The organism is Stenotrophomonas sp. 86428_Sma (assembly GCF_056481585.1).
Genome location: NZ_CM151156.1, coordinates 206,326 through 228,372 on the forward strand (window position 1 = coordinate 206,326; position 22,047 = coordinate 228,372).

Here is a 22,047-nt window from a genome sequence, read left to right on the forward strand (position 1 = left end):
GGTGGGCGAAATGAGACGCCTATCCGGAGATGCAAGCTGAATGAAGAACAATCCCGCTGTAAGGCTGCTGTGTCTCTCGCTGCTTCTTCAAGCCTCCGTGCTGCAGATGGCGTGGGCAGGCGACAGCGATCATGGGGCATGGACAGGCAGCTATTCGCAGGCGAGCGATCTGTGTACCGAACCGGGCAGCGGGCGCAGTTGCCGCGATGGGTTCAGGGACAGCCTGTCGATTGTCGAAGAATCACTGGGCTATAGGGTTGAGCTGCACAGTACCCAGGCGATGCAGCACGTCTGCTCCTTCGTGCTGTATATGAAGCCAGAAGGCGGAAAGCTGATTCATCAGTCCGAACTAGGCACAGTGGCTATCGAGCAACATGCAGGTGTGCTGAGAATCTCATCCGGCGGGATCGACCCGACGGCAATGGGCTTGGGCTTGTGCGGCACGCATGCTGATATTGATGGTCTGGAGTTTCCTTCTGCGGGCAATCGTACGCATTCCAGGCAACGCGATGGCGCCCGCTCCTGATTGATCCAGGCGGAAGATATCCACGCATGGCGTGGATCTACTGAGCGGCTGTTGGGTCCGCCTTGAAGCGAGCCGAGCACCGCGGGTCCGGCGGGGGCGAAGAGGCGCGGGTGTCTGAGCGCAGCGAGTTCCGCGGCGTCCCCCGGCGGGCCGAGGAGCGCAGGGTACCGGTGCGCAGCACCGGCTCGCGGATGGCGGCGCGTTTCTTTTGGTTACTTTTCTTTCCGCGCGGAAAGAAAAGTAACGCCCATGAACGCATGCGCCCGCCACAGCAATTGGGCAGAAGAGAGACGCGTGGCGTTACGCCCCGCCGGCAAACCCGTGCTGCCGCCACGCTTCATACATCACCACGGCGACGGTGTTGGAAAGATTGAGGCTGCGGTTGTCCGGCCGCATCGGCAGGCGCAGGCGGCGGCCATCGGGCAAGGCATCGAGCACGTCCTGCGGCAGGCCGCGGCTTTCCGGGCCGAACAGGAAGGCATCACCATCTTCAAACGCCACGCTGTCGTAGCGCACGCTGGCCCGGGTACTCAGTGCGAACAAGCGCTTCGGTGCGATCCGCGCCAGCGCGGTGTCCAGGTCGGGGTGGACCTGCAGGCGCGAGTACTCGTGGTAGTCCAGGCCGGCGCGCTTGAGCTGCTTGTCTTCCAGTGCGAAGCCGAGCGGCTCGACCAGGTGCAGCTGCGCGCCGGTGTTGGCGCAGAGCCGGATCACATTGCCCGTGTTGGGCGGGATTTCCGGTTGGAACAGGATCACATGGAACTGGGGCGCGGCATTCATCGGCGCAGTGTACCTGCGACGACCGCCGCCTTTACGGCGCACGCCCTGCGCTGGGCAGGGCGGCACCGCTTACGGGCGCAGCAGGACCTGGGCGGTTTCGGTGGCCAGGGCCTGCAGGTCGGCGGCGCTCGGGCGCACCTGCAGGGCCGGCAGGTTGACGATGACCGAGTTGGCGACGTTGGTGGCGGCAGCAGCCAGGGTGGCGGCGTAGCGCTGGGCTTCCATTTCGGCGGCCAGGGCGACGCGCTGTTCCAGGCTCGGGCGCACTTCCACCGAGGCCAGGGTGGTGATCGGCATCGCGGCAGCAACCGGGGCGGCAACGTAGCCATTGCGCTCGGCCAGCTGGTCGGCGCTCGGGCGCACTTCCACGGTGGCCAGGGTCGGGATGCCGCTGGCCTGTTCCCAGGCCTGCTGGGCCAGCTGGTCGGCGGCCGGGCGGACCTGCACGGTGGCCAGGGTCTGGATGGATTCGGAGGCCTGCACCGACGAAACAACCGCGGTGCCGGCGATCAGTGCGATGGCGATGGCAATGGTCTTGGCGTTCATGACGGGGCCTGTTTAGTGTTGGTGATCAGTGGTGTGGTAGTAATGTAGTACACCGATTCTGGGCTTGCAAGGAAAATTTTCGGTTTCCTGCATTTGTTCAGTCTTCAGTCAGCTTTCATCTGAAGCCCTTCCTGGCGCAGGAAGTACCAAGCAATCCCCGTGCCAACTTTTAGTTGTTGATTTGCAAGAGTTTTTGTTCGGTCGAGAAGTGTCCGGTAGGCGGACACCTGTCCATTCGATGTGCTGCGGACACTGTCCGGACGGTCCTGGCGGGCGCTTGTGACCGGTCAGGCAGCGCAGATCGGCGCTGCGGATGGGGCACAGGGGCAAACACCCCCAGTGACTGCTGGCCGATTCCTGCCGCTGCGTGCGCAGGCTAGGATCGGGGTTCACCTATGTGACCAAGGATCCGGATATGTCTCTCGCCCTTCGCCCGCGCGCTGCACTGCTGGCCGTCGCCCTCAGCACCGCCCTGGGCACGCTTGTGCCTTCCCATGCGCTGGCGGCCAAGCCGACCGCACCGGCCAAGGTCGATATCCCGTATGAGCAGTTCACCCTGCCCAACGGCCTGCGCGTGATCGTGCATACCGATCGCAAGGCGCCGATCGTCGCCGTCAACGTCTGGTACCACGTGGGCAGCAAGGACGAACCGGCAGGCCGTACCGGCTTCGCGCACCTGTTCGAACACCTGATGTTCCAGGGCAGCGAAAACCACGACGGCGAATTCTTCGAACCGTTCAAGCAGGTCGGTGCCACCAACCAGAACGGCACCACCAATACCGACCGCACCAACTACTTCGAGAACGTGCCCACCACCGCGCTGGACATGGCGCTGTGGATGGAGTCGGACCGCATGGGCCATCTGGTCGGTGCGATCGACCAGGCGGCGCTGGACGAGCAGCGTGGCGTGGTGCAGAACGAGAAGCGCCAGGGCGAGAACCAGCCGTACGGTCAGGCCTGGGACCAGCTCAACAAGGCGCTGTACCCGGTAGGCCACCCGTATCACCACGGCGTGATCGGTTCGATGAACGATCTGAACGCGGCGTCGCTGGATGACGTGAAGACCTGGTTCCGCACCTGGTACGGCCCGAACAATGCGGTGCTGGTGCTGGCCGGCGACATCGACCTGGCCACTGCCAAGGAAAAGGTCGGCAAGTACTTCGGCAGCATCCCGGCCGGCCCGACCATGGCGCAGCCGGCAGTGAACGTGGCCAAGCGCAGCGCCGACACGCGCGAGACGATGACCGACAAGGTGCCGCAGGCGCGCATCTACCGCGCCTGGAACGTGCCGCAGGTCGGCACCACCGATGTCGATCAGCTGCAGCTGTTCGCGCAGGTCCTGGGCGGCGCCAAGTCCTCGCGCCTGAGCCAGCGCCTGCAGCACCAGGACAAACTGGTGGACAGCATCGCCTCGGGCCTTTCGACCTCGCAGCTGGGTTCGAACTTCGTGATCATGGCGACGGTCAAGCAGGGCCAGGACCCGGCCAAGGTCGAGAAGATCATCGACGAGGAACTGGACCGCCTGATCAAGCAGGGCCCGACCGCGGCCGAGCTGGAGCGCGCCAAGACCGGTGCCCGCGCCGGCTTCATCCGCGGCATCGAGCGCATCGGCGGCTTTGGTGGCAAGGCCGACGCACTGGCCGAGTGCGCGGTGTTCACCGGCGACCCGGGCTGCTTCCGCACCTCGCTGGCCAACATCGAGAAGGCCAGTGCCGCTGATCTGAGCCGGCTGGGTGCGCAGTGGCTGGACAAGGGCAGCCACACCCTGGTGATCGCACCGGGTGAGCGTGTGGCGCTGAAGGAAGACCCGAGCCAGGCGCCGAAGCCGTTCAACGTTCCTGCGGTGGATCCCAAGTACAGCACGCTGCCCGAGCAGGTCGACCGCAAGGCCGGCGTACCGCAGACCCGCGAGTTCCCGCAGCTGAAGTTCCCGGCGCTGCAGCGCGCCACGCTGAAGAACGGCACCCAGGTGATCCTGGCCGAGCGCCACGAGATTCCGGTGGTGCAGTTCAGCTACCAGTTCCCGGGTGGCTTCAGCGCCGACCAGGGCCGCAAGCCGGGCACCGCCAACTTCACCATGAGCCTGATGACCGAAGGCGCCGGCAAGCTCGGCTCGCTGGCCTTCGCCGATGCTGCCGATGCGCTGGGCGCCAGCCTGGATGCCTCGGCCGGCCTGGACTCGATGAGCGTGGACCTGTCGGCACTGAAGGAAAACCTGGCACCGTCGCTGGCGCTGTACCGCGACCTGCTGCGCGAGCCGCGCTTCGAGCAGGGTGAGATCGACCGGGTCAAGGCGACCTGGATCGCCGGCATCCAGCAGGAGAAGGTCAACCCGGGTGCGGTGGCGATGCGCGTGCTGCCGCCACTGCTGTATGGCAAGGGCCACCCGTATGCCATTCCGTTCACCGGCAGTGGCGATGAGGCGGCGATCAGCGGCCTGACCCGCGAAGATCTGGTTGATTTCCACCACGACTGGCTGCGCCCGCAGAACGGCACCCTGATCGTGGTCGGTGATACCACGCTGGCGGAAATCGTGCCGCTGCTGGACAAGCAGCTGGGCGACTGGAAGGCTGCCGGCGATGCTCCGCAGGTGAAGGCGGCGACCGACGTCGCATTGCCGAAGGGCCCGCGTGTGTTCCTGATCGACCAGCCGGGCGCGGTGCAGGCCAACCTGTTCGCCGGCCAGGTGGTCGCGCCGTCCAGCGCCACCAGCTCGACCCGCTTCGATATCGCCAACGGCGTGATCGGTGGCGACTTCACCTCGCGCCTGAACATGAACCTGCGTGAGGACAAGCACTGGTCGTATGGTGCGCGCAGCAGCGCGATCAATTCGGTGGGCCAGCGCCCGTGGATGGCCAGCGCGCCGGTGCAGATCGACAAGACCGGCCCGGCGATGGCGGAAATGCGCAAGGAAATCGCCGCGTTCGCCGACGGCAGCAAGCCGGCCACCGCCGCCGAGGTCAACCGCATCCGCAACATCCAGACCCTGAGCCTGCCCGGTGCCTACGAGACCGCCAGCGCGGTGGCGTCGACCATCGGTTCGATCGTGCAGTTCAAGCGCCCGGATGACTACGTGCTGCGCCGCAAGGCCGAGATCGAGGCGATGACCCCGGCGCAGGTGCAGCAGGCCGCCGCCGAGATCAAGCCACAGGCGCTGACCTGGGTGGTGGTGGGTGATCTCAAGCAGACCGAAGCGGCCGTGCGTGCGCTGAACCTGGGCGAGGTGACGGTGATCGACGCCGAAGGCAACCCGGTCAAGAAATGAGGGATGCGCCTGCCCGCCCCCGCGGGCAGGCCTCCCCAGGTAGTGCCGGCCGCTGGCCGGCAACCTTGCTCTGGTAGTGCCGGCCGCTGGCCGGCAACCTTGCTCTGGTAGTGCCGGCCGCTGGCCGGCAACCTTGCCGTGGTAGTGCCGGCCGCTGGTCGGCAACTCCGTGACCCGAAGGCGGGGTCAGGCTCCCCTGCGGGGGATCTGACCCCACCCACCGGCTACCCCCGATTCAGGCTGTTCAGGCAGAATCCCCCCATACCCTTCCAGGATCTGCCCATGCGCGTTCTGCTGCTTTCCTCCCTGCTGCTCACCGTCACCGCCTGTACCTGGGTGCCGATCGAACCGGCCGGCAAGGCGACCCGCGTGCTGCCGGCAGGCCCGGTTCCCGCTGGCTGCATCGCCAAGGGCGAGGTGGTGGTCACCGTGAAGAGCAAGGTCGGCTTCTACAACCGCAACCCGCTGCGTGTGCAGGAAGAGCTGGAAACCCTGGCCCGCAACGAGGCCCCGAGCGCAGGCGCCAACGCCGTACAGGCTGCCGCCGCTCCGGCCGATGGCAGCCAGCGCTTCGCCGCTTTCCAGTGCCCGCCGCGCTGAACGCTTCACCATACGGCCAAGCCTGAATTCGTAAAGATGCGGTGAAGGCCCCGGGGGTTATAGAATAGCGCCCCCTTTTGCCTGAGCCTTGGCGCTAACCTCGATGCTCTTCAAGAATGTCTCGATCGCCGGCCTGGCACACGTTGATGCGCCGCACACGCTGACGACCAAGGAAATCAACGAGCGGCTGCAGCCGACGTTGGATCGCCTCGGTATCCGCACCGACGTGCTCGGCGATATCGCCGGCATCCATGCCCGCCGCCTGTGGGACAACGGCGTGCTTGCGTCCGATGCCGCCACCATGGCCGGCCGCAAGGCGCTGGAAGACGCGGGCATCGATGCAACGCAGGTTGGCCTGCTGGTCAACACCTCGGTCAGCCGCGACTACCTGGAGCCGTCCACCGCCTCCATCGTGTCGGGCAACCTCGGCGTCAGCGACGAGTGCATGACCTTCGACGTCGCCAATGCCTGCCTGGCCTTCATCAACGGCATGGATATCGCGGCGCGCATGATCGAGCGCGGCGACATCGACTACGCGCTGGTGGTGGATGGCGAGACCGCCAACCTGGTGTACGAGAAGACCCTGGAGCGGATGACCGCCCCGGACGTCACCGCCGACGACTTCCGCAACGAGCTGGCCGCCCTGACCACGGGTTCGGGCGCCGCCGCGATGGTGATGGCGCGCTCGGAACTGGTACCGGACGCCCCGCGCTACAAGGGTGGCGTGACCCGCTCGGCCACCGAGTGGAACCAGCTGTGCCTGGGCAACCTGGACCGCATGGTCACCGACACCCGCCTGCTGCTGATCGAAGGCATCAAGCTGGCCCAGAAGACCTTCACCGCGGCCAAGATCGCCTTGGGCTGGGCCGTGGAAGAGCTGGACCAGTTCGTGATCCACCAGGTCAGCCAGCCGCACACTGCTGCGTTCATCAAGAACTTCGGCATCGACCCGAAGAAGGTCATGACCATCTTCGGCGAGCACGGCAACATCGGCCCGGCCTCGGTGCCGATCGTGCTGAGCAAGCTCAAGCAGCTGGGCAAGCTGAAGAAGGGCGATCGCATCGCGCTTCTGGGCATTGGCTCGGGCCTGAACTGCTCGATGGCTGAAGTGGTCTGGTAACAAAGTCACCGCTGACCTGCTGCACGATGGGCAGCGATGATTTTTCCAAGTGTCCAGGGGCCGGTTCTACCGGCCCTTTCTACAGGTGCGATTCGATGTCCCAGCTTCCCGGTTACCCCGCCCACCCGCAGCGCTTCGAGGTCCGCCCCGGCCTGTCGATGAACTATCTCGACGAAGGCCCGCGCGATGGCGAAGTGGTGGTGATGGTGCACGGCAACCCGTCGTGGAGCTATTACTGGCGCACGCTGGTGGCCGGCCTGTCGGACACGTACCGCTGCATCGTGCCGGATCACATCGGCATGGGCCTGTCGGACAAGCCCGATGACAGCCGCTACGAGTACACGCTGCAGTCGCGCGTGGACGATCTCGACGCGCTGCTGAAGCACCTGGGCATCACCGGTCCGGTGACCCTGGCCGTGCACGACTGGGGCGGCATGATCGGCTTCGGCTGGGCGCTGTCGCACCACGACCAGGTGAAGCGCCTGGTGGTGCTCAACACCGCCGCGTTCCCGATGCCGGCGGCGAAGACGATGCCGTGGCAGATCGCGCTGGGCCGCCACTGGAAGATCGGCGAGTGGATCATCCGCACCTTCAACGCGTTCTCGTCCGGTGCCTCGTGGCTGGGCGTGGAGCGGAAGATGCCGGCCGACGTGCGCCGCGCCTACGTGTCGCCGTACAACAGCTACGCCAACCGCATCAGCACCATCCGTTTCATGCAGGACATCCCGCTGTCGCCGGCCGACAAGGCCTGGTCGCTGCTGGAGCGTGCCGGCAAAGCGCTGCCGTCGTTCGCGGACCGCCCGGCCTTCCTCGGCTGGGGCCTGCGCGACTTCGTGTTCGACCACCACTTCCTGAAGGGCTTCCAGGCTGCGCTGCCGCAGGCCCAGGTGCATGCCTTCGAGGACGCCGGGCATTACGTGCTGGAAGACAAGCACGAAGTGCTGGTGCCGGAAATCCGCGCGTTCCTGGACAAGAACCCGATCTGATCGGTTCCCGGTAGTGCCGGCCGCTGGCCGGCAAGCGCGCAATGCGCGCCGGGTTCATGAGGTTGCCGGCCAGCGGCCGGCACTACCACTACGCCGCGATCGGCGCCTGCGGTGACGGGCTGTTGCCGTTGTCGTCCGGGTGGTCGTCGTCGTTGCCCGCTTCGTCGCGCCAGCGCCAGTCGGCCAGGGTCAACGGATCCAGGCCATAGGCGATGCGCGCCTTGTCGCATTGCGGGCTGGCCTTGCCGTACTCCCACGACGCATCCACCTCACGGCACACACTGGGCCGGTTGGGGTGGATGGTGCAGCGTGAATACACGCCGATCTGCGCATCCAGCGCCACGCAGCGTACCGGCTTGGAGTGGGTGCCGCGCATGCACAGGCGATGCGGGTCCAGCACCTCGGTCAGCTGGTGCGGTACGCCGCCGGGGGTGACCTCGTCTGATTCCATCCAGTGGAAGGCCACGCGGTATTGGGTGCAGCAGGCGCCGCAGGTCATGCAGGGATGTTGCATGGGCAAGCCGCCTCGGGCGGCAGTCGGAATCAGGAACGAGGGTGCGGATTTTCCACGAAGTTGGCCGCCGCGCAAGAAATTCCGTAAGCGGCGACAATGAACGGATGAACCGACCCTGCAATATTGCCGCCCGTTTGCCTGAACTGGCGCGTGAACGGCCCGACCAGATCGCCATCCGCTGCCCGGGCCGCCGTGGCGCCGGCAACGGCATGGCCGCCTACGACGTGACCCTGGATTACCGCCAGCTGGACGCCCGCAGCGACGCCATGGCGGCTGGCCTGGCAGGCTACGGGATCGGTCGCGGGGTGCGCACGGTGGTGATGGTGCGGCCGTCGCCGGAGTTCTTCCTGTTGATGTTTGCCCTGTTCAAACTGGGTGCGGTGCCGGTGCTGGTCGACCCGGGCATCGACAAACGCGCGCTGAAGCAGTGCCTGGATGAGGCGCAGCCGGAGGCTTTCATTGGCATTCCGCTGGCACACGTGGCGCGGTTGGCGCTGCGCTGGGCGCCCTCGGCGACCCGCCTGGTCACCGTCGGCCGCCGCCTCGGCTGGGGCGGGACCACGCTGGCCGCGCTGGAGCGCGCCGGTGCCAACGGGGGGGCGATGCTGGCCGCCACCGATGGCGAGGACATGGCCGCGATCCTGTTCACCAGCGGCTCCACCGGCGTGCCCAAGGGCGTGGTCTACCGCCACCGTCATTTCGTCGGCCAGATCCAGCTGCTGGGCAGTGCCTTTGGCATGGAAGCGGGCGGGGTGGACCTGCCGACCTTCCCGCCGTTTGCCTTGTTCGACCCGGCGCTGGGCCTGACCTCGGTGATCCCGGACATGGACCCGACCCGGCCGGCACAGGCCGACCCGGCACGCCTGCACGATGCCATCCAGCGTTTCGGCGTGACCCAACTGTTTGGCTCGCCTGCGCTGATGCGGGTGCTGGCCCGTCACGGCCGGCCGTTGCCGACGGTGACCCGGGTGACCTCGGCCGGTGCGCCGGTGCCGCCGGATGTGGTCGCCACCATCCGCAGCCTGTTGCCGGCCGATGCGCAGTTCTGGACCCCGTACGGCGCCACCGAGTGCCTGCCGGTGGCGGTGGTGGAAGGCCGCGAGCTGGAGCGCACCCGTGCCGCCACCGAGGCCGGTGCCGGTACCTGCGTGGGCAGCGTGGTTGAACCGAATGAGGTGCGCATCATCGCCATCGATGACGCACCGTTGGCCGACTGGTCGCAGGCGCGCGTGCTGGCCACCGGCGAGGTGGGCGAGATCACCGTGGCCGGACCGACCGCTACCGACAGTTACTTCAACCGCCCGCAGGCCACCGCGGCGGCGAAGATCCGCGAGACGCTGGCCGATGGCAGCACGCGCGTGGTGCATCGCATGGGTGACGTGGGCTACTTCGATGCGCAGGGCCGCCTGTGGTTCTGCGGCCGCAAGACCCATCGCGTGGAAACCGCACAGGGGCCGCTGTACACCGAACAGGTGGAGCCGGTGTTCAACACCGTGCCGGGTGTGGCGCGCACGGCACTGGTTGGCGTTGGCCCGGCGGGTGCGCAGGTGCCGGTGCTGTGCGTGGAACTGCAGCGTGGCCAGAGCGACAGCCCGGCGTTGCGCGAGGCGCTGCGCGCCCAGGCCACCCTGCGATTGCCCGAGGCGAACCTGCAGCACGTACTGATGCACCCCGCGTTCCCCGTCGATATCCGTCACAACGCCAAGATCGGCCGCGAGAAGCTCGCCGTCTGGGCCAGCGCCGAACTGGAGAAGCGCGCATGAAGATCCTGGTCACCGGTGGTGGTGGTTTCCTTGGCCAGGCGCTGTGCCGTGGGCTGGTCGAACGTGGCCACCAGGTGCTGGCGTTCAACCGCAGCCACTACCCGGAACTGCAGGCCATGGGCGTGGGCCAGATCCGTGGCGATCTGGCCGATGCGCAGGCCGTGCTGCATGCAGTGGCCGGCGTCGATGCGGTGTTCCATAACGGCGCCAAGGCCGGCGCCTGGGGCAGCTATGACAGCTACCACCAGGCCAACGTGGTCGGCACCGACAACGTGATCGCCGCCTGCCGCGCGCACGGCATCAGCCGGCTGGTCTACACCTCCACGCCCAGCGTGACCCACCGCGCGACCCACCCGGTGGAAGGCCTGGGGGCTGATGAGGTGCCGTACGGCGAGGATTTCCAGGCACCGTATGCGGCGACCAAGGCGATTGCCGAACAGCGCGTGCTGGCGGCCAATGACGCCTCGTTGGCGACGGTGGCGCTGCGCCCGCGCCTGATCTGGGGCCCGGGCGATCAGCAACTGGTGCCACGCCTGGCAGAACGTGCGCGGCAGGGCCGCCTGCGTCTGGTGGGCGATGGCAACAACAAGGTGGATACCACTTACATCGACAACGCCGCGCTCGCGCATTTCCTCGCCTTCGAAGCGTTGGCACCGGGTGCCGCGTGTGCGGGCAAGGCCTACTTCATTTCCAACGGCGAACCGCTGCCCATGCGCGAGCTGGTCAACAAGCTGCTGTCCGCGGTGGGGGCACCAACGGTGGACAAGGCGATCAGCTTCAAGACCGCTTATCGCATCGGTGCGGTCTGCGAGCGGCTGTGGCCGCTGCTGCGCCTGCGTGGCGAGCCGCCGCTGACCCGCTTCCTGGCCGAGCAGCTGTGCACGCCGCACTGGTACAGCATGGAGCCGGCGCGCCGTGACTTCGGCTACGTGCCGCAGGTCAGCATTGAAGAAGGGCTGCGCAGGCTGAAGGCTTCATCTGCCGCATAGGTCGCCATCACTGGTTGCACACCGCCAGATCGGGAGGATGGACCCACGCCATCCAACGGCCCGGACATCTGCGAGGAGCACCATGCTGCATTACGCCGTTATTTTCTTCGTCATCGCCATCATCGCTGCCGTGCTCGGCTTCTCCGGCATCGCCGGTGCCGCCAGCAACATCGCCTGGATCCTGTTCGTTGTGTTCCTGGTACTGGCAGTGATTTCGATGTTCCGCAAGCGCGGCTAGAAGACCGCAGGGTAGTGCCGGCCGCTGGCCGGCACGCCCTTTTTGTAGCGTCGAGCCATGCTCGACTCTACAGAGACACAGAGCGCCCCTACACGGCGCTGTGCAATCCGCGATCAGCTTCATGGCGCTCCAGCGCCAGTTCGATCAGGCGCGTGATCAGCGTGGTGTAGTCCACACCGCTGGCGCCCCACAGCTTCGGGTACATGCTGATGCGGGTGAAGCCCGGCAGCGTGTTGACCTCGTTGATGACGATCTCGCCGTCTGCGGTGAGGAACACATCCACGCGCGCCATGCCCGCACACTCCAGCGCCTGGTAGGCCCGCAGCGCGATCTGCTGGATACGCGCCTGGGTTGCAGCATCGATATCCGCCGGCACGACCACCTCGGCGCCATCCTCGTTGATGTACTTGGTGTCGTAGGCGTAGAACTCGTCGTGCACCACCACCTCGCCGCACAGGCTGGCCTGCGGCTGTTCGTTGCCCAGCACCGCGCACTCGATCTCACGGCCGACCACCGCCGATTCGACCAGCACCTTGTGGTCGTAGCGCAGCGCCAATGCCAGTGCCGCGGCGAAGCCCGCTGCATCCTTGACCTTGCTCACACCCACCGACGAACCCTGGTTTGCCGGCTTCACGAACAGCGGCAGGCCGAGCTGCGCGATCACCGCATCGACATCGACGTCAGCGGCCTGGTGACGTCGGATGCACAGCCACGGCGCCACCTGCAGGCCAGCGTCGCGCAACAGGCGCTTGGTCACGTCCTTGTCCATCGCCACCGCCGAGCCCAGTACCGGAGAACCGACGAAAGGCAGGTTGGCCATGCGCAGCAGCCCCTGCAGCGCACCGTCCTCGCCCAGCGGCCCGTGCACGATTGGTAGCACCACATCGATCTGGCCCAGCGCGCTGGCCGCATCGGAGGGCTGCAGCTGTGCCTGTTCCACACCCGGGCGCACCGCCAGCGACGTACCGGACCGATGCAGCGCGATGCGCGACGGATCATCGGCATTGATCAGGAAGGTATCCGGCTGGCTCAGATGCCACTGGCCCTGCTTGTCGATACCGACCAGCACCGGCTCGAAGCGCTCGCGATCAAGCGCATCGAGGATGTTCTTCGCCGACTGCAGCGAAACTTCGTGCTCGGAGGACTTGCCCCCGAAGATGATGCCGACCCGGGTCCGTGCCATGGTGTTGCGATGTCCTGTGCGTTGCGTGGCCGTACAGCATGAACCTTCCATTGCCGCACAGGTGAGGCACAGATGAACCGCCTGACGGCCGGCTCGAGTAGCGGCCAACCCTGGTTGGCACCCCCGGAAATCCAGCGCCGACCAAGGTCGGCATCCACCAACGCGAGATGCCATCAGCATTGGGTCAGAGCCCGTTGCGCAGCAACGGGATCCGACCCCAGTCGTTCCGGCAGATCGCAGGAACCTGTCGAAGGCGGGGTGGGTCCGGTTGCGGGGGCGTGAGCCGCATGGGCCCGAGGCATGCCTCGGGCGGGTTGGGCAGGACGCCCAACCCCGGTCTTGCCGTGTGCGCAGGACAGCGCACACGAGCATGCGGCGACCGAGCTTACATGGGTGAGGGCGCTTTGCTTGCGAAGCACTGCTTCGCAAGCGCCCGAACGCACAGCCGCCAGCGGCTGGGCCGGGCCCCGGAGGGGGACTTGCAGCGGCCCCCGCAACCGGCCCCATCCCGCCTACCCACGGAATGCCCGCTGTTGCTTCGGCTGTTGCCGTTGCCGTTGCTGTTGCATCTGCGGGTGCCGGGCGGCAGCCCGGCCCAAGCCCCCCACCCACGCAGGTAGAATGCGCACATGGCTCTCTCCCTGCTCAAGTCCCTCAAGCCGGTCGCTGGCCGCGCCCTGCAGATCGCCCTGAACCGCGCGCTGGCGCTGGATCCGGATACCCGCCATGCACTGGCCAGCCTCGACGGCCGGCACATCGACCTGACCCTGGAAGCGCCGTCGCTGGCCATGCGCATCAGCGTCGACGGTGATGCACTGCGGGTCGGCCCGGTGGACGCGCAGGAAGCCGACCTGGCCGTGCGCAGCAGCCTGGCCGGCGTGCTGGCGCAGCTGCCGCTGCTGGCCAACGCACGGCGCGGCGACAACAACGGCAAGGGTCGCGTGCGCGTGGCCGGTGATGCCGAACTGGCGCGTCGCCTGCAGCAGCTGGCCAAGGGCTTCGATCCTGACTGGCAGCAGCCGTTCGTCAGCGTGTTCGGCGAAGTGCTGGGCGTGCAGGTGGCCAACACCCTGCGCAGCGCCCTGCAGCATGCGCGCCAGGGCGCGATCGACCTGGCCCACAGCGCCGCCGAGTTCATCACCGAGGAATCGCGTGACGTGGTGCCGCGCGCCGAGCTGGATGCCTTCCACGACGATGTGGACGTGCTGCGCGATGACGTCGAACGCCTCGGTGCCCGTGTGCAGCGTCTGCGGGGTGCCGCATGAAGGCCGTGCTGCGTGCCAGCCGCATCGGCCGGGTGATCCTGCGTTACCGCCTCGACGACCTGTTGCAGGGCACTCCCGCCGAGCGCTGGCTGCGCCTGGCCAAGCCGTTCGTGCCGCGCGCCTCGGCCGACATCGCTGCTCAGTCGCGCGGTGCACGCCTGCGCCTGGCACTGCAGGATCTGGGCCCGATCTTCGTCAAGTTCGGCCAGATCCTGTCCACCCGCCGCGACCTGGTGCCGCCGGATGTGGCCAATGAACTGACCCTGCTGCAGGACCGGGTCAAGCCGTTCGATGGTGAGACCGCGCGTCGCATCGTCGAGGAAGCGCTGGGCCTGCCGGTCAGCGAGGCCTTCGCCAGCTTCGATACCGAACCGCTGGCCTCGGCCTCGATCGCGCAGGTGCACGCAGCCACGCTGGCCGATGGCCGCCAGGTGGTGGTCAAGGTGCTGCGCCCGGGCATCGAGAAGCAGATCGACGCCGATATCGCGTTGCTCAATTCGCTGGCTGCCCTGGTCGAGCGCACCCACCCGCGCGCCGACAAGATCCGCCCGCGCGAAGTGGTGGCCGAAGTCGAGAACACCCTGGCTGCCGAGCTGGACCTGCAGCGCGAAGGCGCCAATGCCAGCGTGCTGCGCCGCTTCTGGGAAAACAGCGACGATCTGTACGTGCCGGAAGTGATCTGGAGCCACACCGCCGAGCGGGCACTGACCCTGGAACGCGTGTGGGGCATCCCGTCCGATGACATCGCCGCACTGGACAAGGCCGGCATCGACCGCAAGGCGCTGGCCGCCAAGGGCGTGCGGGTGTTCTACACCCAGGTGTTCCGCGACAACTTCTTCCACGCCGATGCGCACGCCGGCAACATCTGGGTCGACACCGATCCGGCGCGCCGCGCCAACCCGCGTTTCATCGCGCTGGACTTCGGCATCATGGGCCAGCTCTCGCAGGAAGATCAGTACTACCTGGCCGAGAACTTCATGGCCATCTTCAACCGCGATTACCGCCGCATCGCCGAACTGCACGTGCAGGCGCGCTGGATGCCGGACAACGTGCGCATCGATGACCTCGAGGCCGCCGTGCGTTCGGTGTGCGAGCCGTACTTCACCCGGCCGCTGTCGCAGATCTCGCTGGCCGAAGTGCTGATGAAGCTGTTCCGCGTGGCCCAGCGTTACCAGCTGACCCTGCAGCCGCAGCTGATCCTGCTGCAGAAGACCCTGCTGAACATCGAAGGCGTCGGCCGCCAGCTCGACCCGCAGATCGACATCTGGGCGGTGGCCAAGCCAGTGCTGGCAAGGATCCTGCGCGAACGTTACAGCCCGCGCCGGGTGGTACGCGAGATCGGCAAGCGCCTGCCGGAAATCATGACCCATGCGCCGGACATGCCGCGCCTGGTGCACGCCTGGCTGACCCAGCAGGTGGAAGGCCGCCACGAACTGTCGATGCGTTCGCGCGACCTGGCCGCACTGGATGCCAGCGTGCAGCGCCTGCAGAAGCATGCGGTCGGCGCGATCACCGGTGTCGGCCTGCTGGCCATCGCTGCACTGATGTATGTGCTGCAGCCGCCGGGCTGGTACTGGGGCGACGTGCCGGCGTGGAGCTGGCTGTCCGGTGCGGTCGGCGCAGTGGCGCTGCTGCGCGCGTGGTGGAAGTAGGCCCCATGCTGCAGGCACTCAAGGACGAACTGATCCGCTTCGGCGCCGACAACGACGCACGCGAAAGCGAGCGCGGCCGACGCATGCTCAACATCACGCCCGACACCGGTGAATTCCTGTCGGTGCTGGTGCGCTTCGGCAACGCTCGCCGGGTGCTGGAAATCGGTACGTCCAACGGCTATTCCACGCTGTGGCTGGCCGAGGCAGCCACAGCCATCGACGGCCACGTGACCACGCTGGAGTACGCCGACGACAAGGTGGCGATGGCGCGAGCCACGTTTGCACGGAGTGGCCTGGGTGATCGCATCAGCCTGGTCCATGGCGATGCCGGGCTCTGGCTGGCGCAGGCCGCCGATGCCTGCATCGACCTGCTGTTCCTCGATTCGGACCGCGGGCAGTACGCCGGCTGGTGGCCGCAGATGCGCCGCGTGCTGCGTCCCGGTGGCCTGCTGGTGGTGGACAACGCCACCTCGCATGCGGAAGAGATGCAACCGCTGCGCGTGCTGCTGGACGCTGATCCGGACTTCAGCACCAGCCTGGTGCCGGTGGGCAATGGCGAGCTGCTGGCCGTGCGCAGCGCCTGACCGCTCTACAGGTAGGTGCCAACCTTGGTTGGCACGCGGTTGCCGGCCGCTGGTCGGCAACCGCAGCCATCCGACTGCCCGGAGACAGCCGGCCAGCGGCCGGCTCTACCCCATTCAGTGCCCAGCCCCGATAATCCTGCCGTGAGCACCGAACCCGATACCCTCGCCGCGGTCGAGACCGACACCCCGCCCCTGCAGCTGCTGCACCTGGATGAGCGCCTGGCCGTGGTCAACAAGCCTGCCGGGCTGATGGTCCACGACAGCAAGCTGGCCCGTGGCGAAGACGACTTCCTGGCCGACCGCCTGCGCGAGCAGCTGGGCCGCCCGATCTTCCTCGTGCATCGCCTGGACCGGGCCACCAGTGGCTGCCTGCTGCTGGCCTTCGACCGCGATACCGCCAGTGCGCTGGGCAAGGCCCTGATGGGCGGCGAAGTGCTGAAGGACTACCTGACGATCTGCCGGGGCTGGCCGGCCGAGCTCACCTGGCAGGTCGATCATGATCTGGACGGCGGCCCGGGCAAGCCGGTGAAAAAGCCGGCGATCACCGACTTCCAGCGCCTGGCCACCGGCGAGCTGTCGGTGCCGGTCGGTGAATTCACCAGCTCGCGCTACGCACTGCTGCGCTGCCAGCCGCAGACCGGACGCTTCCGGCAGATCCGCCGGCACCTCAAGCACCTCTCGCATCACATGATCGGCGACACCAGCCACGGCGATGGCCGCCACAACCGCATCTTCCGCATGCAGGGCGTGCACCGCATGCTGCTGCACGCCGAGCGCCTGCGCTTCCCGCATCCGGACGGTGGCACGGTGGACGTGCGTGCGCCGTTGGACGGCGGGTTCCAGAAGGCGCTGGACCTGTTCGGTTGGCAGGTGGATACCGATTGACGGTAGTGCCGGCCACTGGCCGGCATCTGCGTGATTCCAGATGTAATGGGGAGCCGGCCAGCGGCCGGCACTACCTCATTTCTTTTCCGGCTCGTTGACGATCGCTTCCAGATCCTTCTGCAGGTCCGCAAACAGCGGCTGCATGCGCGCCTGGATCGCGACCATCACGTTCTGCATCAGCGCCGGGGTCTTGTCCAGCAGGCTCTGGCCGGCCGCGCTCTCGTAGAACTCGGCCATCGCCAGCACGTCTTCCTTGCTGAAGGTCTTTTTGTACAGGTCCACGTACATCGGCCGCAGCTGCTGCCACGACAGGGCCTGGCGCAGGGTCTGGCTGGTCCGCGCCTGGATCCGCTTCAGCTGTTCCTGCTGCTGGGCATTGAGCTGGCGCTGTGCGGCTACCTGCTGGAACTGCTGCTGCTGCATCGCCTCGATCTGCGGCAGCATGGTGTCGATCATGCTCTGCGCGCGTGACGCCGACAGCAGGCGGTTGATGTCGCCATCGGTCGGCGGCGCGGCCAGGGCCGGAACGCTGGCCACGGCCAGCGCCAGCAGCAGGGCGGCGCGGCGCAGCAGGGACGGCAGGGCGGGTGCGGTGCGGGTCATGCGGGGCTTCCTGCAGTACATGGGACGGCCAGCATACCCGCAGCCAAGGCGAAGGCGGCGTGTTCGGTACCTGATCGGCGGCATACGGGGCGCGATGCCGCACTCCGGTGCGTGGCTGCCGCTACAATGCGCGGATGGGCAGTGGACCGGTCACCATCAGCGCGCAGCTTGAAATCCCCGACGGCGAGATCGTCGAGCGGTTCGTGCGTGCCAGTGGCGCCGGTGGCCAGAACGTCAACAAGGTCTCCACCGCGGTGGAACTACGTTTCGATGTGGCCAACTCGCCCTCGTTGCCCGAACCGTTGCGCGCGCGCCTGCTGGCGCGGCGTGACCGGCGCATGACCGGCGAAGGCGTGCTGGTCATCGACGCGCAACGTTTCCGGACCCAGGATCGCAATCGCGAGGATGCGCGCGATCGGCTGGCGGCCTTCATCCAGGCCGGGCTGAGCGTGCCCAAGCCGCGCAAGGCCACCAAGCCGACCCTCGGGTCGAAACTGCGTCGTCTGGACGCCAAACGCGGGCGCGCGCAGATCAAGCGCGGGCGCTCATCACGTGACTGGGAGTGATTGCTTGAACAACCCGACTTCGTTGCTGCCGGCCGTGCCGCCGCAGATGCCGCAGGTCAAACCCAACGCCTTCCTGCGCTGGCTGGCGCGCTGCACCCTGCGCATGGGCGGCTGGAAGGTGACCGGTACCCTGCCTGACATCCCCAGGCTGGTCTTCATCATCGCCCCGCATTCGTCCAACTGGGACGGCCTGTGGGGCATGGCCGCGAAGATCGCGCTGGGCATGAAGGTGAAGGTGCTGGGCAAGGCATCGCTGTTCTGGTGGCCGCTCGGCCCGCTGCTGCACAAGCTGGGCGTGATCCCGCTGGACCGCAGCTCGCCGCAGGGGACGGTGGGCCAGGCGGTGGACCTGCTGCGCAACAACGAGAAGATGTGGTTCGCCATCACGCCCGAGGGGACCCGCAAGGCCGTGAAGGACTGGAAGGCCGGCTTCCTGAAGATCGCGCGGATGGCCGACGTGCCGATCCTGGCCGCGTATTTCCACTACCCGGAGAAGACCATCGGCATCGGCCCGCTGTTCACGCCGACCGGCGATGACGCCGCCGACATGGCCGCCATCCGCGAGTTCTACCGGCCCTGGATCGGCAAGACCCGCGGTACGGTCTGAGCCGGCCGCAGGCCGCCGCATAGACGCCACGTCCGGCACATGCCGGGCGAGCGCGACAGGAGTAGGGTGGAGGGCTGGTATCCCGTACCGTCTGCCCAAGGAGTGTTTTACATGTCGCGTACCGTAGTCCTGGCCGCCGCCATCAGCCTGGCGCTGGCGGCCTGTTCCGGCAAGGAGTCCACCCCCGTGTCCGATGCCCAGAAAGCCCCGGCCCAGCAGCCGGCCGAAGCCTCCACCAATCCGCTGCTGAGCGCCAGCACGCTGCCGTTCCAGGCGCCGCAGTTCGACAAGATCAAGGACAGCGACTACCTGCCGGCGTTCGAGGAAGGCATGCGCCAGCACCTGGCCGACGTGCGCAAGATCGCTGACAGCAGCGAGCCGGCCACCTTCGACAACACCATCGTGGCGATGGAGCGCAGCGGCGAGACGCTGAACCGCGTGTCGCGCATCTTCTTCGGCCTGGTCCAGGCCGATACCAACGATGCGCGCCAGAAGATCCAGGAAGACGTGGCGCCGAAGCTGGCCGCGCACCAGGACGAGATCAACCTCGATCCGAAGCTGTTCGCGCGCGTGAAGTCGCTGTACGACCAGCGTGACACGCTGGAGCTGGACCCGGTGCAGAAGCGCCTGGTCGAGCACTACTACGACGGCCTGGTGCGCGCCGGTGCGCAGCTGTCCGATGCCGACAAGGCGAGTCTGCGCAAGCTCAACGTGGAAGAGACCACCCTTTCCACCCAGTTCCATACCCGCCTGGTGGCCGCCACCGCCGCTGCGGCCGTCGTTGTCGACGACAAGGCCAAGCTGGCCGGCCTGGACGAGGACGCGATCAACAACGCCGCCAACGCCGCCAAGGACCGCAAGCTGGATGGCAAGTTCCTGCTGCCGCTGCAGAACACCACCCAGCAGCCGGTGCTCGGCTCGCTGAGCGACCGCGACCAGCGTGCCGCCGTGCTGAAGGCTTCGGAAACCCGCGCCGAGCGTGGCGATGCCAACGACACCCGGCAGACCGTGCAGCGCCTGGCCCAGCTGCGTGCGCAGAAGGCCAAGCTGCTCGGCTTTGACACCTTCGCCGACTACCAGCTGGGCGACCAGATGGCCAAGACCCCGGCTGCCGCGCTCAAGCTGCTGACCGACACCGTGCCGGCCGCCACCGCCAAGGCCCGCGCAGAGGCCGGCGAGATCCAGAAGGTGATCGACGCGCAGAAGGGTGGTTTCCAGGTCGCTGCTTCGGACTGGGACTTCTACGCTGAGCAGGTCCGCAAGGCCAAGTACGATCTGGACGAGTCGCAGATCAAGCCGTACTTCGAACTGGACAACGTGCTGCAGAACGGCGTCTTCTACGCCGCTACCCAGCTGTACGGCATCACCTTCAAGCCGCGTACCGACATTCCGACCTACAACCCGGACATGAAGGTGTATGAAGTGTTCGACAAGGACGGCACCTCGCTGGCCCTGTTCTACACCGACTACTTCAAGCGTGACAGCAAGTCCGGCGGCGCCTGGATGGACGTGTTCGTCGAGCAGGACGGCCTGACCGGTGCCAAGCCGGTGGTCTACAACGTCTGCAACTTCACCAAGCCGGCCACCGGCCAGCCTGCGCTGATCAGCTTCGACGACGTGACCACGATGTTCCATGAGTTCGGCCATGCGCTGCACGGCATGTTCTCGAACGTGAAGTACCCGTCGATCGCCGGTACCGCCACCTCGCGTGATTTCGTCGAGTTCCCGTCGCAGTTCAACGAGCACTGGGCGCTGGATCCGAAGGTGTTCGCCAACTACGCCAAGCACTACAAGACCGGCGAGGCGATGCCGCAGGAACTGGTCGACAAGATCCTCAAGGCACGCAGCTTCAACCAGGGTTATGCGACCACCGAGTACCTGTCGGCCGCGCTGCTGGACCTGGCCTGGCATACGCAGAAGGCCGATGCGCCGCTGCAGGATGTCGGCGCCTTTGAAGCCAGTGCGCTGAAGAAGTTCAAGGTCGACCTGCCGCAGGTGCCGCCGCGTTACCGCACCACCTACTTCGACCACATCTGGGGTGGTGGTTACTCGGCCGGTTACTACGCCTACTTCTGGGCCGAAGTGCTGGACCATGACGCCTACCAGTGGTTCACCGAACACGGTGGCCTGACGGCGGCCAATGGCCAGGAGTTCCGCGACAAGATCCTCTCGCGCGGCAACAGCGTGGAGCTGTCGACCCTGTACCGCGATTTCCGCGGCAAGGACCCGTCGGTGGAACCGCTGCTGAAGTTCCGCGGGCTGAAATAAGAAAGCGAAAACGGCGGGGGGAACCCCGCCGTTTTTCTTTGTGTAGCGTCGAGCTTGCTCGACGGTCTTTCCACGAAAAGCCAGTCGAGCAAGCTCGACTCTACACAAGCGGCTTACGTCCCCACGTGCACCCGGTTCGCCTGCTCGGCCAGGCCCAGGTGATCCAGCGCGATATCCAGCGCCAGCACATAACTCTGCGCGCCATACCCAGCAGCGATGCCCAGCCGCTGACCGACACCCGCCGGCAGGCACGGCTCGGCCACCGCGCCGTCGTCATGCACTTCCACGTAGGCGTTGTGCAGGTACGGCAGCAGGCGCTGCAGGCGCAGGCTGTTGGCACACGCACCCGGATCCAGCAGGGTCACCTCGCCGCGGCTGTGGTCAGCCACGCGCAGCGCGTCCAGCAGTTCCTGTTCCGAACCACAGGCACGGATCGCCACGCTGGTACCGGCGTCGATCGCGCGATGCACCAGTGACTTCAGGACCGGTGCCGGCAGCGGCATCGCGGTGCGGATCAGGGCACCGGCCGCTTCCGGGCCACGGATGATGAAGATCGACATGGCTCAGCCCTCCTGTGCCAGACGGCGGCCGACAATGGCCAGCGACAATGGATACCCGGCCTGCTGGCTGCGCTGGTCCACCACCACCGCGGCGGGGCCATGCTGCAGGCGCAGGCGCGCATCCAGGCCGGGCTCGCTGGGGGCCTGCAGCTCGATGTACTGCGCCGGCAGCCGTTCCAGCGCCGCCTGCAGCGCGCCACCTTCGGCCTGCCATTGCGCCTCGTCGGCGGCGCCGACATCCAGCAGTACCCAGTCGGCCGAGCGCGCCTGCGGCTGGCACAGGCACTGGCGCACTTCGGACAGGCTGGCGCAGTCGCTGCACAGCACGCGATGGCCGCTCAGCTGCGCCGGCAGCTGCGGGCGCGGCGCCGACGAAGACGCGTGGCGGATCACCAGGAGGGTCATACAACACCTTGCGGAATGCGCCCTGTGGCGCGGTGGGCACACGATGCGCGTGCTGCCCGTAAAGGTGCGATGCCCGCGGCCGGGCCGGCGCGTAAAACCTGCGTAACCCGTATTGTAGAGCCGAGCCCATGCTCGGCTGCCG

Annotated in this window: 22 protein-coding genes; 15 read left to right on the plus strand and 7 right to left on the minus strand. The window is 67.0% G+C overall.

The window, feature by feature from the left end:
• The first annotated feature begins 40 nt into the window (after positions 1 to 40).
• Positions 41 to 526: a hypothetical protein gene (locus ACZK3J_RS00870; RefSeq protein WP_478476295.1), complete on the plus strand. Its 486-nt coding sequence runs from the start codon at positions 41 to 43 to the stop codon at positions 524 to 526.
• 300 nt (positions 527 to 826) lie between these two features.
• Here the strand turns inward: ACZK3J_RS00870 and ACZK3J_RS00875 are convergent, their stop codons facing one another.
• Together ACZK3J_RS00875 and ACZK3J_RS00880 are read right to left on the minus strand one after the other, a co-directional pair.
• Positions 827 to 1,306, minus strand: coding sequence for a tRNA (cytidine(34)-2'-O)-methyltransferase (locus tag ACZK3J_RS00875; protein ID WP_005407625.1), 480 nt, complete (start codon positions 1,304 to 1,306; stop codon positions 827 to 829).
• 69 nt (positions 1,307 to 1,375) lie between these two features.
• Positions 1,376 to 1,852, minus strand: coding sequence for an XAC0231 family protein (locus ACZK3J_RS00880; protein ID WP_032130143.1), 477 nt, complete (start codon positions 1,850 to 1,852; stop codon positions 1,376 to 1,378).
• 415 nt (positions 1,853 to 2,267) lie between these two features.
• Between ACZK3J_RS00880 and ACZK3J_RS00885 the strand changes: the two genes are divergently transcribed.
• The 4 genes from ACZK3J_RS00885 to ACZK3J_RS00900 all read left to right on the plus strand — a co-directional run bounded on the left by ACZK3J_RS00885 (position 2,268) and on the right by ACZK3J_RS00900 (position 7,823).
• Positions 2,268 to 5,117 carry a M16 family metallopeptidase gene (locus tag ACZK3J_RS00885; RefSeq protein WP_478476296.1) on the plus strand — a complete coding sequence of 950 codons (2,850 nt, stop codon included), beginning with the start codon at positions 2,268 to 2,270 and terminating at the stop codon, positions 5,115 to 5,117.
• Positions 5,118 to 5,399: 282 nt separating this feature from the next.
• Positions 5,400 to 5,717: a DUF4156 domain-containing protein gene (locus tag ACZK3J_RS00890; protein ID WP_005407628.1), complete on the plus strand. Its 318-nt coding sequence runs from the start codon at positions 5,400 to 5,402 to the stop codon at positions 5,715 to 5,717.
• 103 nt (positions 5,718 to 5,820) lie between these two features.
• Positions 5,821 to 6,837: a 3-oxoacyl-ACP synthase III gene (locus tag ACZK3J_RS00895; protein ID WP_014035559.1), complete on the plus strand. Its 1,017-nt coding sequence runs from the start codon at positions 5,821 to 5,823 to the stop codon at positions 6,835 to 6,837.
• Between the two features lie 95 nt (positions 6,838 to 6,932).
• Positions 6,933 to 7,823: an alpha/beta fold hydrolase gene (locus tag ACZK3J_RS00900; protein ID WP_329914674.1), complete on the plus strand. Its 891-nt coding sequence runs from the start codon at positions 6,933 to 6,935 to the stop codon at positions 7,821 to 7,823.
• 88 nt (positions 7,824 to 7,911) lie between these two features.
• Here the strand turns inward: ACZK3J_RS00900 and ACZK3J_RS00905 are convergent, their stop codons facing one another.
• Positions 7,912 to 8,337 carry a YkgJ family cysteine cluster protein gene (locus tag ACZK3J_RS00905; protein WP_004135417.1) on the minus strand — a complete coding sequence of 142 codons (426 nt, stop codon included), beginning with the start codon at positions 8,335 to 8,337 and terminating at the stop codon, positions 7,912 to 7,914.
• Between the two features lie 104 nt (positions 8,338 to 8,441).
• Between ACZK3J_RS00905 and oleC the strand changes: the two genes are divergently transcribed.
• The 3 genes from oleC to ACZK3J_RS00920 all read left to right on the plus strand — a co-directional run bounded on the left by oleC (position 8,442) and on the right by ACZK3J_RS00920 (position 11,327).
• The gene (gene oleC / locus ACZK3J_RS00910; protein WP_049421105.1) at positions 8,442 to 10,100 is read left to right on the plus strand and encodes an olefin beta-lactone synthetase; all 1,659 of its coding nucleotides are present in this window, start codon (positions 8,442 to 8,444) and stop codon (positions 10,098 to 10,100) included.
• Entirely contained in the window at positions 10,097 to 11,089 is a 993-nt protein-coding gene (gene oleD, locus ACZK3J_RS00915) for a 2-alkyl-3-oxoalkanoate reductase (protein ID WP_032130147.1), read from the plus strand. Before oleC ends, oleD begins: the two co-directional genes overlap by 4 nt.
• Before the next feature lie 82 nt (positions 11,090 to 11,171).
• Positions 11,172 to 11,327 (plus strand): DUF1328 domain-containing protein, encoded by a 156-nt coding sequence (locus tag ACZK3J_RS00920; protein ID WP_004153593.1) that lies wholly within the window; start codon positions 11,172 to 11,174, stop codon positions 11,325 to 11,327.
• A gap of 88 nt (positions 11,328 to 11,415) precedes the next feature.
• Here the strand turns inward: ACZK3J_RS00920 and ddlA are convergent, their stop codons facing one another.
• Positions 11,416 to 12,510, minus strand: coding sequence for a D-alanine--D-alanine ligase (gene ddlA / locus ACZK3J_RS00925; RefSeq protein ID WP_049462577.1), 1,095 nt, complete (start codon positions 12,508 to 12,510; stop codon positions 11,416 to 11,418).
• Between the two features lie 629 nt (positions 12,511 to 13,139).
• On the opposite strand from ddlA, the gene ACZK3J_RS00930 reads away from it, so the two are divergent.
• The 4 genes from ACZK3J_RS00930 to ACZK3J_RS00945 all read left to right on the plus strand — a co-directional run bounded on the left by ACZK3J_RS00930 (position 13,140) and on the right by ACZK3J_RS00945 (position 16,896).
• Entirely contained in the window at positions 13,140 to 13,775 is a 636-nt protein-coding gene (locus ACZK3J_RS00930) for a ubiquinone biosynthesis accessory factor UbiJ (RefSeq protein WP_049420999.1), read from the plus strand.
• Positions 13,772 to 15,427, plus strand: coding sequence for a ubiquinone biosynthesis regulatory protein kinase UbiB (gene ubiB / locus ACZK3J_RS00935; RefSeq protein WP_049461676.1), 1,656 nt, complete (start codon positions 13,772 to 13,774; stop codon positions 15,425 to 15,427). The genes ACZK3J_RS00930 and ubiB overlap by 4 nt, the downstream gene beginning before the upstream one ends.
• A gap of 5 nt (positions 15,428 to 15,432) precedes the next feature.
• Positions 15,433 to 16,011 carry an O-methyltransferase gene (locus tag ACZK3J_RS00940; RefSeq protein WP_049461675.1) on the plus strand — a complete coding sequence of 193 codons (579 nt, stop codon included), beginning with the start codon at positions 15,433 to 15,435 and terminating at the stop codon, positions 16,009 to 16,011.
• Between the two features lie 117 nt (positions 16,012 to 16,128).
• Positions 16,129 to 16,896 (plus strand): pseudouridine synthase, encoded by a 768-nt coding sequence (locus tag ACZK3J_RS00945; RefSeq protein WP_414574500.1) that lies wholly within the window; start codon positions 16,129 to 16,131, stop codon positions 16,894 to 16,896.
• Between the two features lie 75 nt (positions 16,897 to 16,971).
• Here ACZK3J_RS00945 and ACZK3J_RS00950 read toward each other — a convergent pair whose 3' ends face one another.
• The gene (locus ACZK3J_RS00950) at positions 16,972 to 17,499 is read right to left on the minus strand and encodes a DUF2059 domain-containing protein (protein WP_010487093.1); all 528 of its coding nucleotides are present in this window, start codon (positions 17,497 to 17,499) and stop codon (positions 16,972 to 16,974) included.
• 134 nt (positions 17,500 to 17,633) lie between these two features.
• Here ACZK3J_RS00950 and arfB point away from each other — a divergent pair, with 134 nt between their 5' ends.
• From arfB to dcp, 3 genes are all read left to right on the plus strand, one after another.
• Positions 17,634 to 18,065 (plus strand): alternative ribosome rescue aminoacyl-tRNA hydrolase ArfB, encoded by a 432-nt coding sequence (gene arfB, locus ACZK3J_RS00955; protein WP_032130467.1) that lies wholly within the window; start codon positions 17,634 to 17,636, stop codon positions 18,063 to 18,065.
• A gap of 46 nt (positions 18,066 to 18,111) precedes the next feature.
• Positions 18,112 to 18,672, plus strand: a complete 561-nt coding sequence (locus ACZK3J_RS00960; protein WP_223276957.1) for a lysophospholipid acyltransferase family protein — start codon at positions 18,112 to 18,114, stop codon at positions 18,670 to 18,672.
• Positions 18,673 to 18,783: 111 nt separating this feature from the next.
• Positions 18,784 to 20,940 carry a peptidyl-dipeptidase Dcp gene (gene dcp / locus ACZK3J_RS00965; RefSeq protein ID WP_478476297.1) on the plus strand — a complete coding sequence of 719 codons (2,157 nt, stop codon included), beginning with the start codon at positions 18,784 to 18,786 and terminating at the stop codon, positions 20,938 to 20,940.
• A 113-nt stretch (positions 20,941 to 21,053) separates the two neighbouring features.
• Here dcp and ACZK3J_RS00970 read toward each other — a convergent pair whose 3' ends face one another.
• Complete coding sequence (locus ACZK3J_RS00970) at positions 21,054 to 21,500, minus strand: 3-dehydroquinate dehydratase (protein WP_004153636.1); 447 nt, start codon at positions 21,498 to 21,500, stop codon at positions 21,054 to 21,056.
• Positions 21,501 to 21,503: 3 nt separating this feature from the next.
• Positions 21,504 to 21,905: a hypothetical protein gene (locus ACZK3J_RS00975; protein WP_049461672.1), complete on the minus strand. Its 402-nt coding sequence runs from the start codon at positions 21,903 to 21,905 to the stop codon at positions 21,504 to 21,506.
• Positions 21,906 to 22,047 lie beyond the last annotated feature (142 nt).

What these genes read in the sequence shown, in the direction of transcription:
- ACZK3J_RS00870 (WP_478476295.1), top strand. Translation starts at nt 41, where the DNA reads ATGAAGAACAATCCCGCTGTAAGGCTGCTGTGTCTCTCGCTGCTTCTT.
- ACZK3J_RS00875 (WP_005407625.1), bottom strand. Translation starts at nt 1,306, where the DNA reads ATGAATGCCGCGCCCCAGTTCCATGTGATCCTGTTCCAACCGGAAATC.
- ACZK3J_RS00880 (WP_032130143.1), bottom strand. Translation starts at nt 1,852, where the DNA reads ATGAACGCCAAGACCATTGCCATCGCCATCGCACTGATCGCCGGCACC.
- ACZK3J_RS00885 (WP_478476296.1), top strand. Translation starts at nt 2,268, where the DNA reads ATGTCTCTCGCCCTTCGCCCGCGCGCTGCACTGCTGGCCGTCGCCCTC.
- ACZK3J_RS00890 (WP_005407628.1), top strand. Translation starts at nt 5,400, where the DNA reads ATGCGCGTTCTGCTGCTTTCCTCCCTGCTGCTCACCGTCACCGCCTGT.
- ACZK3J_RS00895 (WP_014035559.1), top strand. Translation starts at nt 5,821, where the DNA reads ATGCTCTTCAAGAATGTCTCGATCGCCGGCCTGGCACACGTTGATGCG.
- ACZK3J_RS00900 (WP_329914674.1), top strand. Translation starts at nt 6,933, where the DNA reads ATGTCCCAGCTTCCCGGTTACCCCGCCCACCCGCAGCGCTTCGAGGTC.
- ACZK3J_RS00905 (WP_004135417.1), bottom strand. Translation starts at nt 8,337, where the DNA reads ATGCAACATCCCTGCATGACCTGCGGCGCCTGCTGCACCCAATACCGC.
- oleC (WP_049421105.1), top strand. Translation starts at nt 8,442, where the DNA reads ATGAACCGACCCTGCAATATTGCCGCCCGTTTGCCTGAACTGGCGCGT.
- oleD (WP_032130147.1), top strand. Translation starts at nt 10,097, where the DNA reads ATGAAGATCCTGGTCACCGGTGGTGGTGGTTTCCTTGGCCAGGCGCTG.
- ACZK3J_RS00920 (WP_004153593.1), top strand. Translation starts at nt 11,172, where the DNA reads ATGCTGCATTACGCCGTTATTTTCTTCGTCATCGCCATCATCGCTGCC.
- ddlA (WP_049462577.1), bottom strand. Translation starts at nt 12,510, where the DNA reads ATGGCACGGACCCGGGTCGGCATCATCTTCGGGGGCAAGTCCTCCGAG.
- ACZK3J_RS00930 (WP_049420999.1), top strand. Translation starts at nt 13,140, where the DNA reads ATGGCTCTCTCCCTGCTCAAGTCCCTCAAGCCGGTCGCTGGCCGCGCC.
- ubiB (WP_049461676.1), top strand. Translation starts at nt 13,772, where the DNA reads ATGAAGGCCGTGCTGCGTGCCAGCCGCATCGGCCGGGTGATCCTGCGT.
- ACZK3J_RS00940 (WP_049461675.1), top strand. Translation starts at nt 15,433, where the DNA reads ATGCTGCAGGCACTCAAGGACGAACTGATCCGCTTCGGCGCCGACAAC.
- ACZK3J_RS00950 (WP_010487093.1), bottom strand. Translation starts at nt 17,499, where the DNA reads ATGACCCGCACCGCACCCGCCCTGCCGTCCCTGCTGCGCCGCGCCGCC.
- arfB (WP_032130467.1), top strand. Translation starts at nt 17,634, where the DNA reads ATGGGCAGTGGACCGGTCACCATCAGCGCGCAGCTTGAAATCCCCGAC.
- ACZK3J_RS00960 (WP_223276957.1), top strand. Translation starts at nt 18,112, where the DNA reads ATGCCGCAGGTCAAACCCAACGCCTTCCTGCGCTGGCTGGCGCGCTGC.
- dcp (WP_478476297.1), top strand. Translation starts at nt 18,784, where the DNA reads ATGTCGCGTACCGTAGTCCTGGCCGCCGCCATCAGCCTGGCGCTGGCG.
- ACZK3J_RS00970 (WP_004153636.1), bottom strand. Translation starts at nt 21,500, where the DNA reads ATGTCGATCTTCATCATCCGTGGCCCGGAAGCGGCCGGTGCCCTGATC.
- ACZK3J_RS00975 (WP_049461672.1), bottom strand. Translation starts at nt 21,905, where the DNA reads ATGACCCTCCTGGTGATCCGCCACGCGTCTTCGTCGGCGCCGCGCCCG.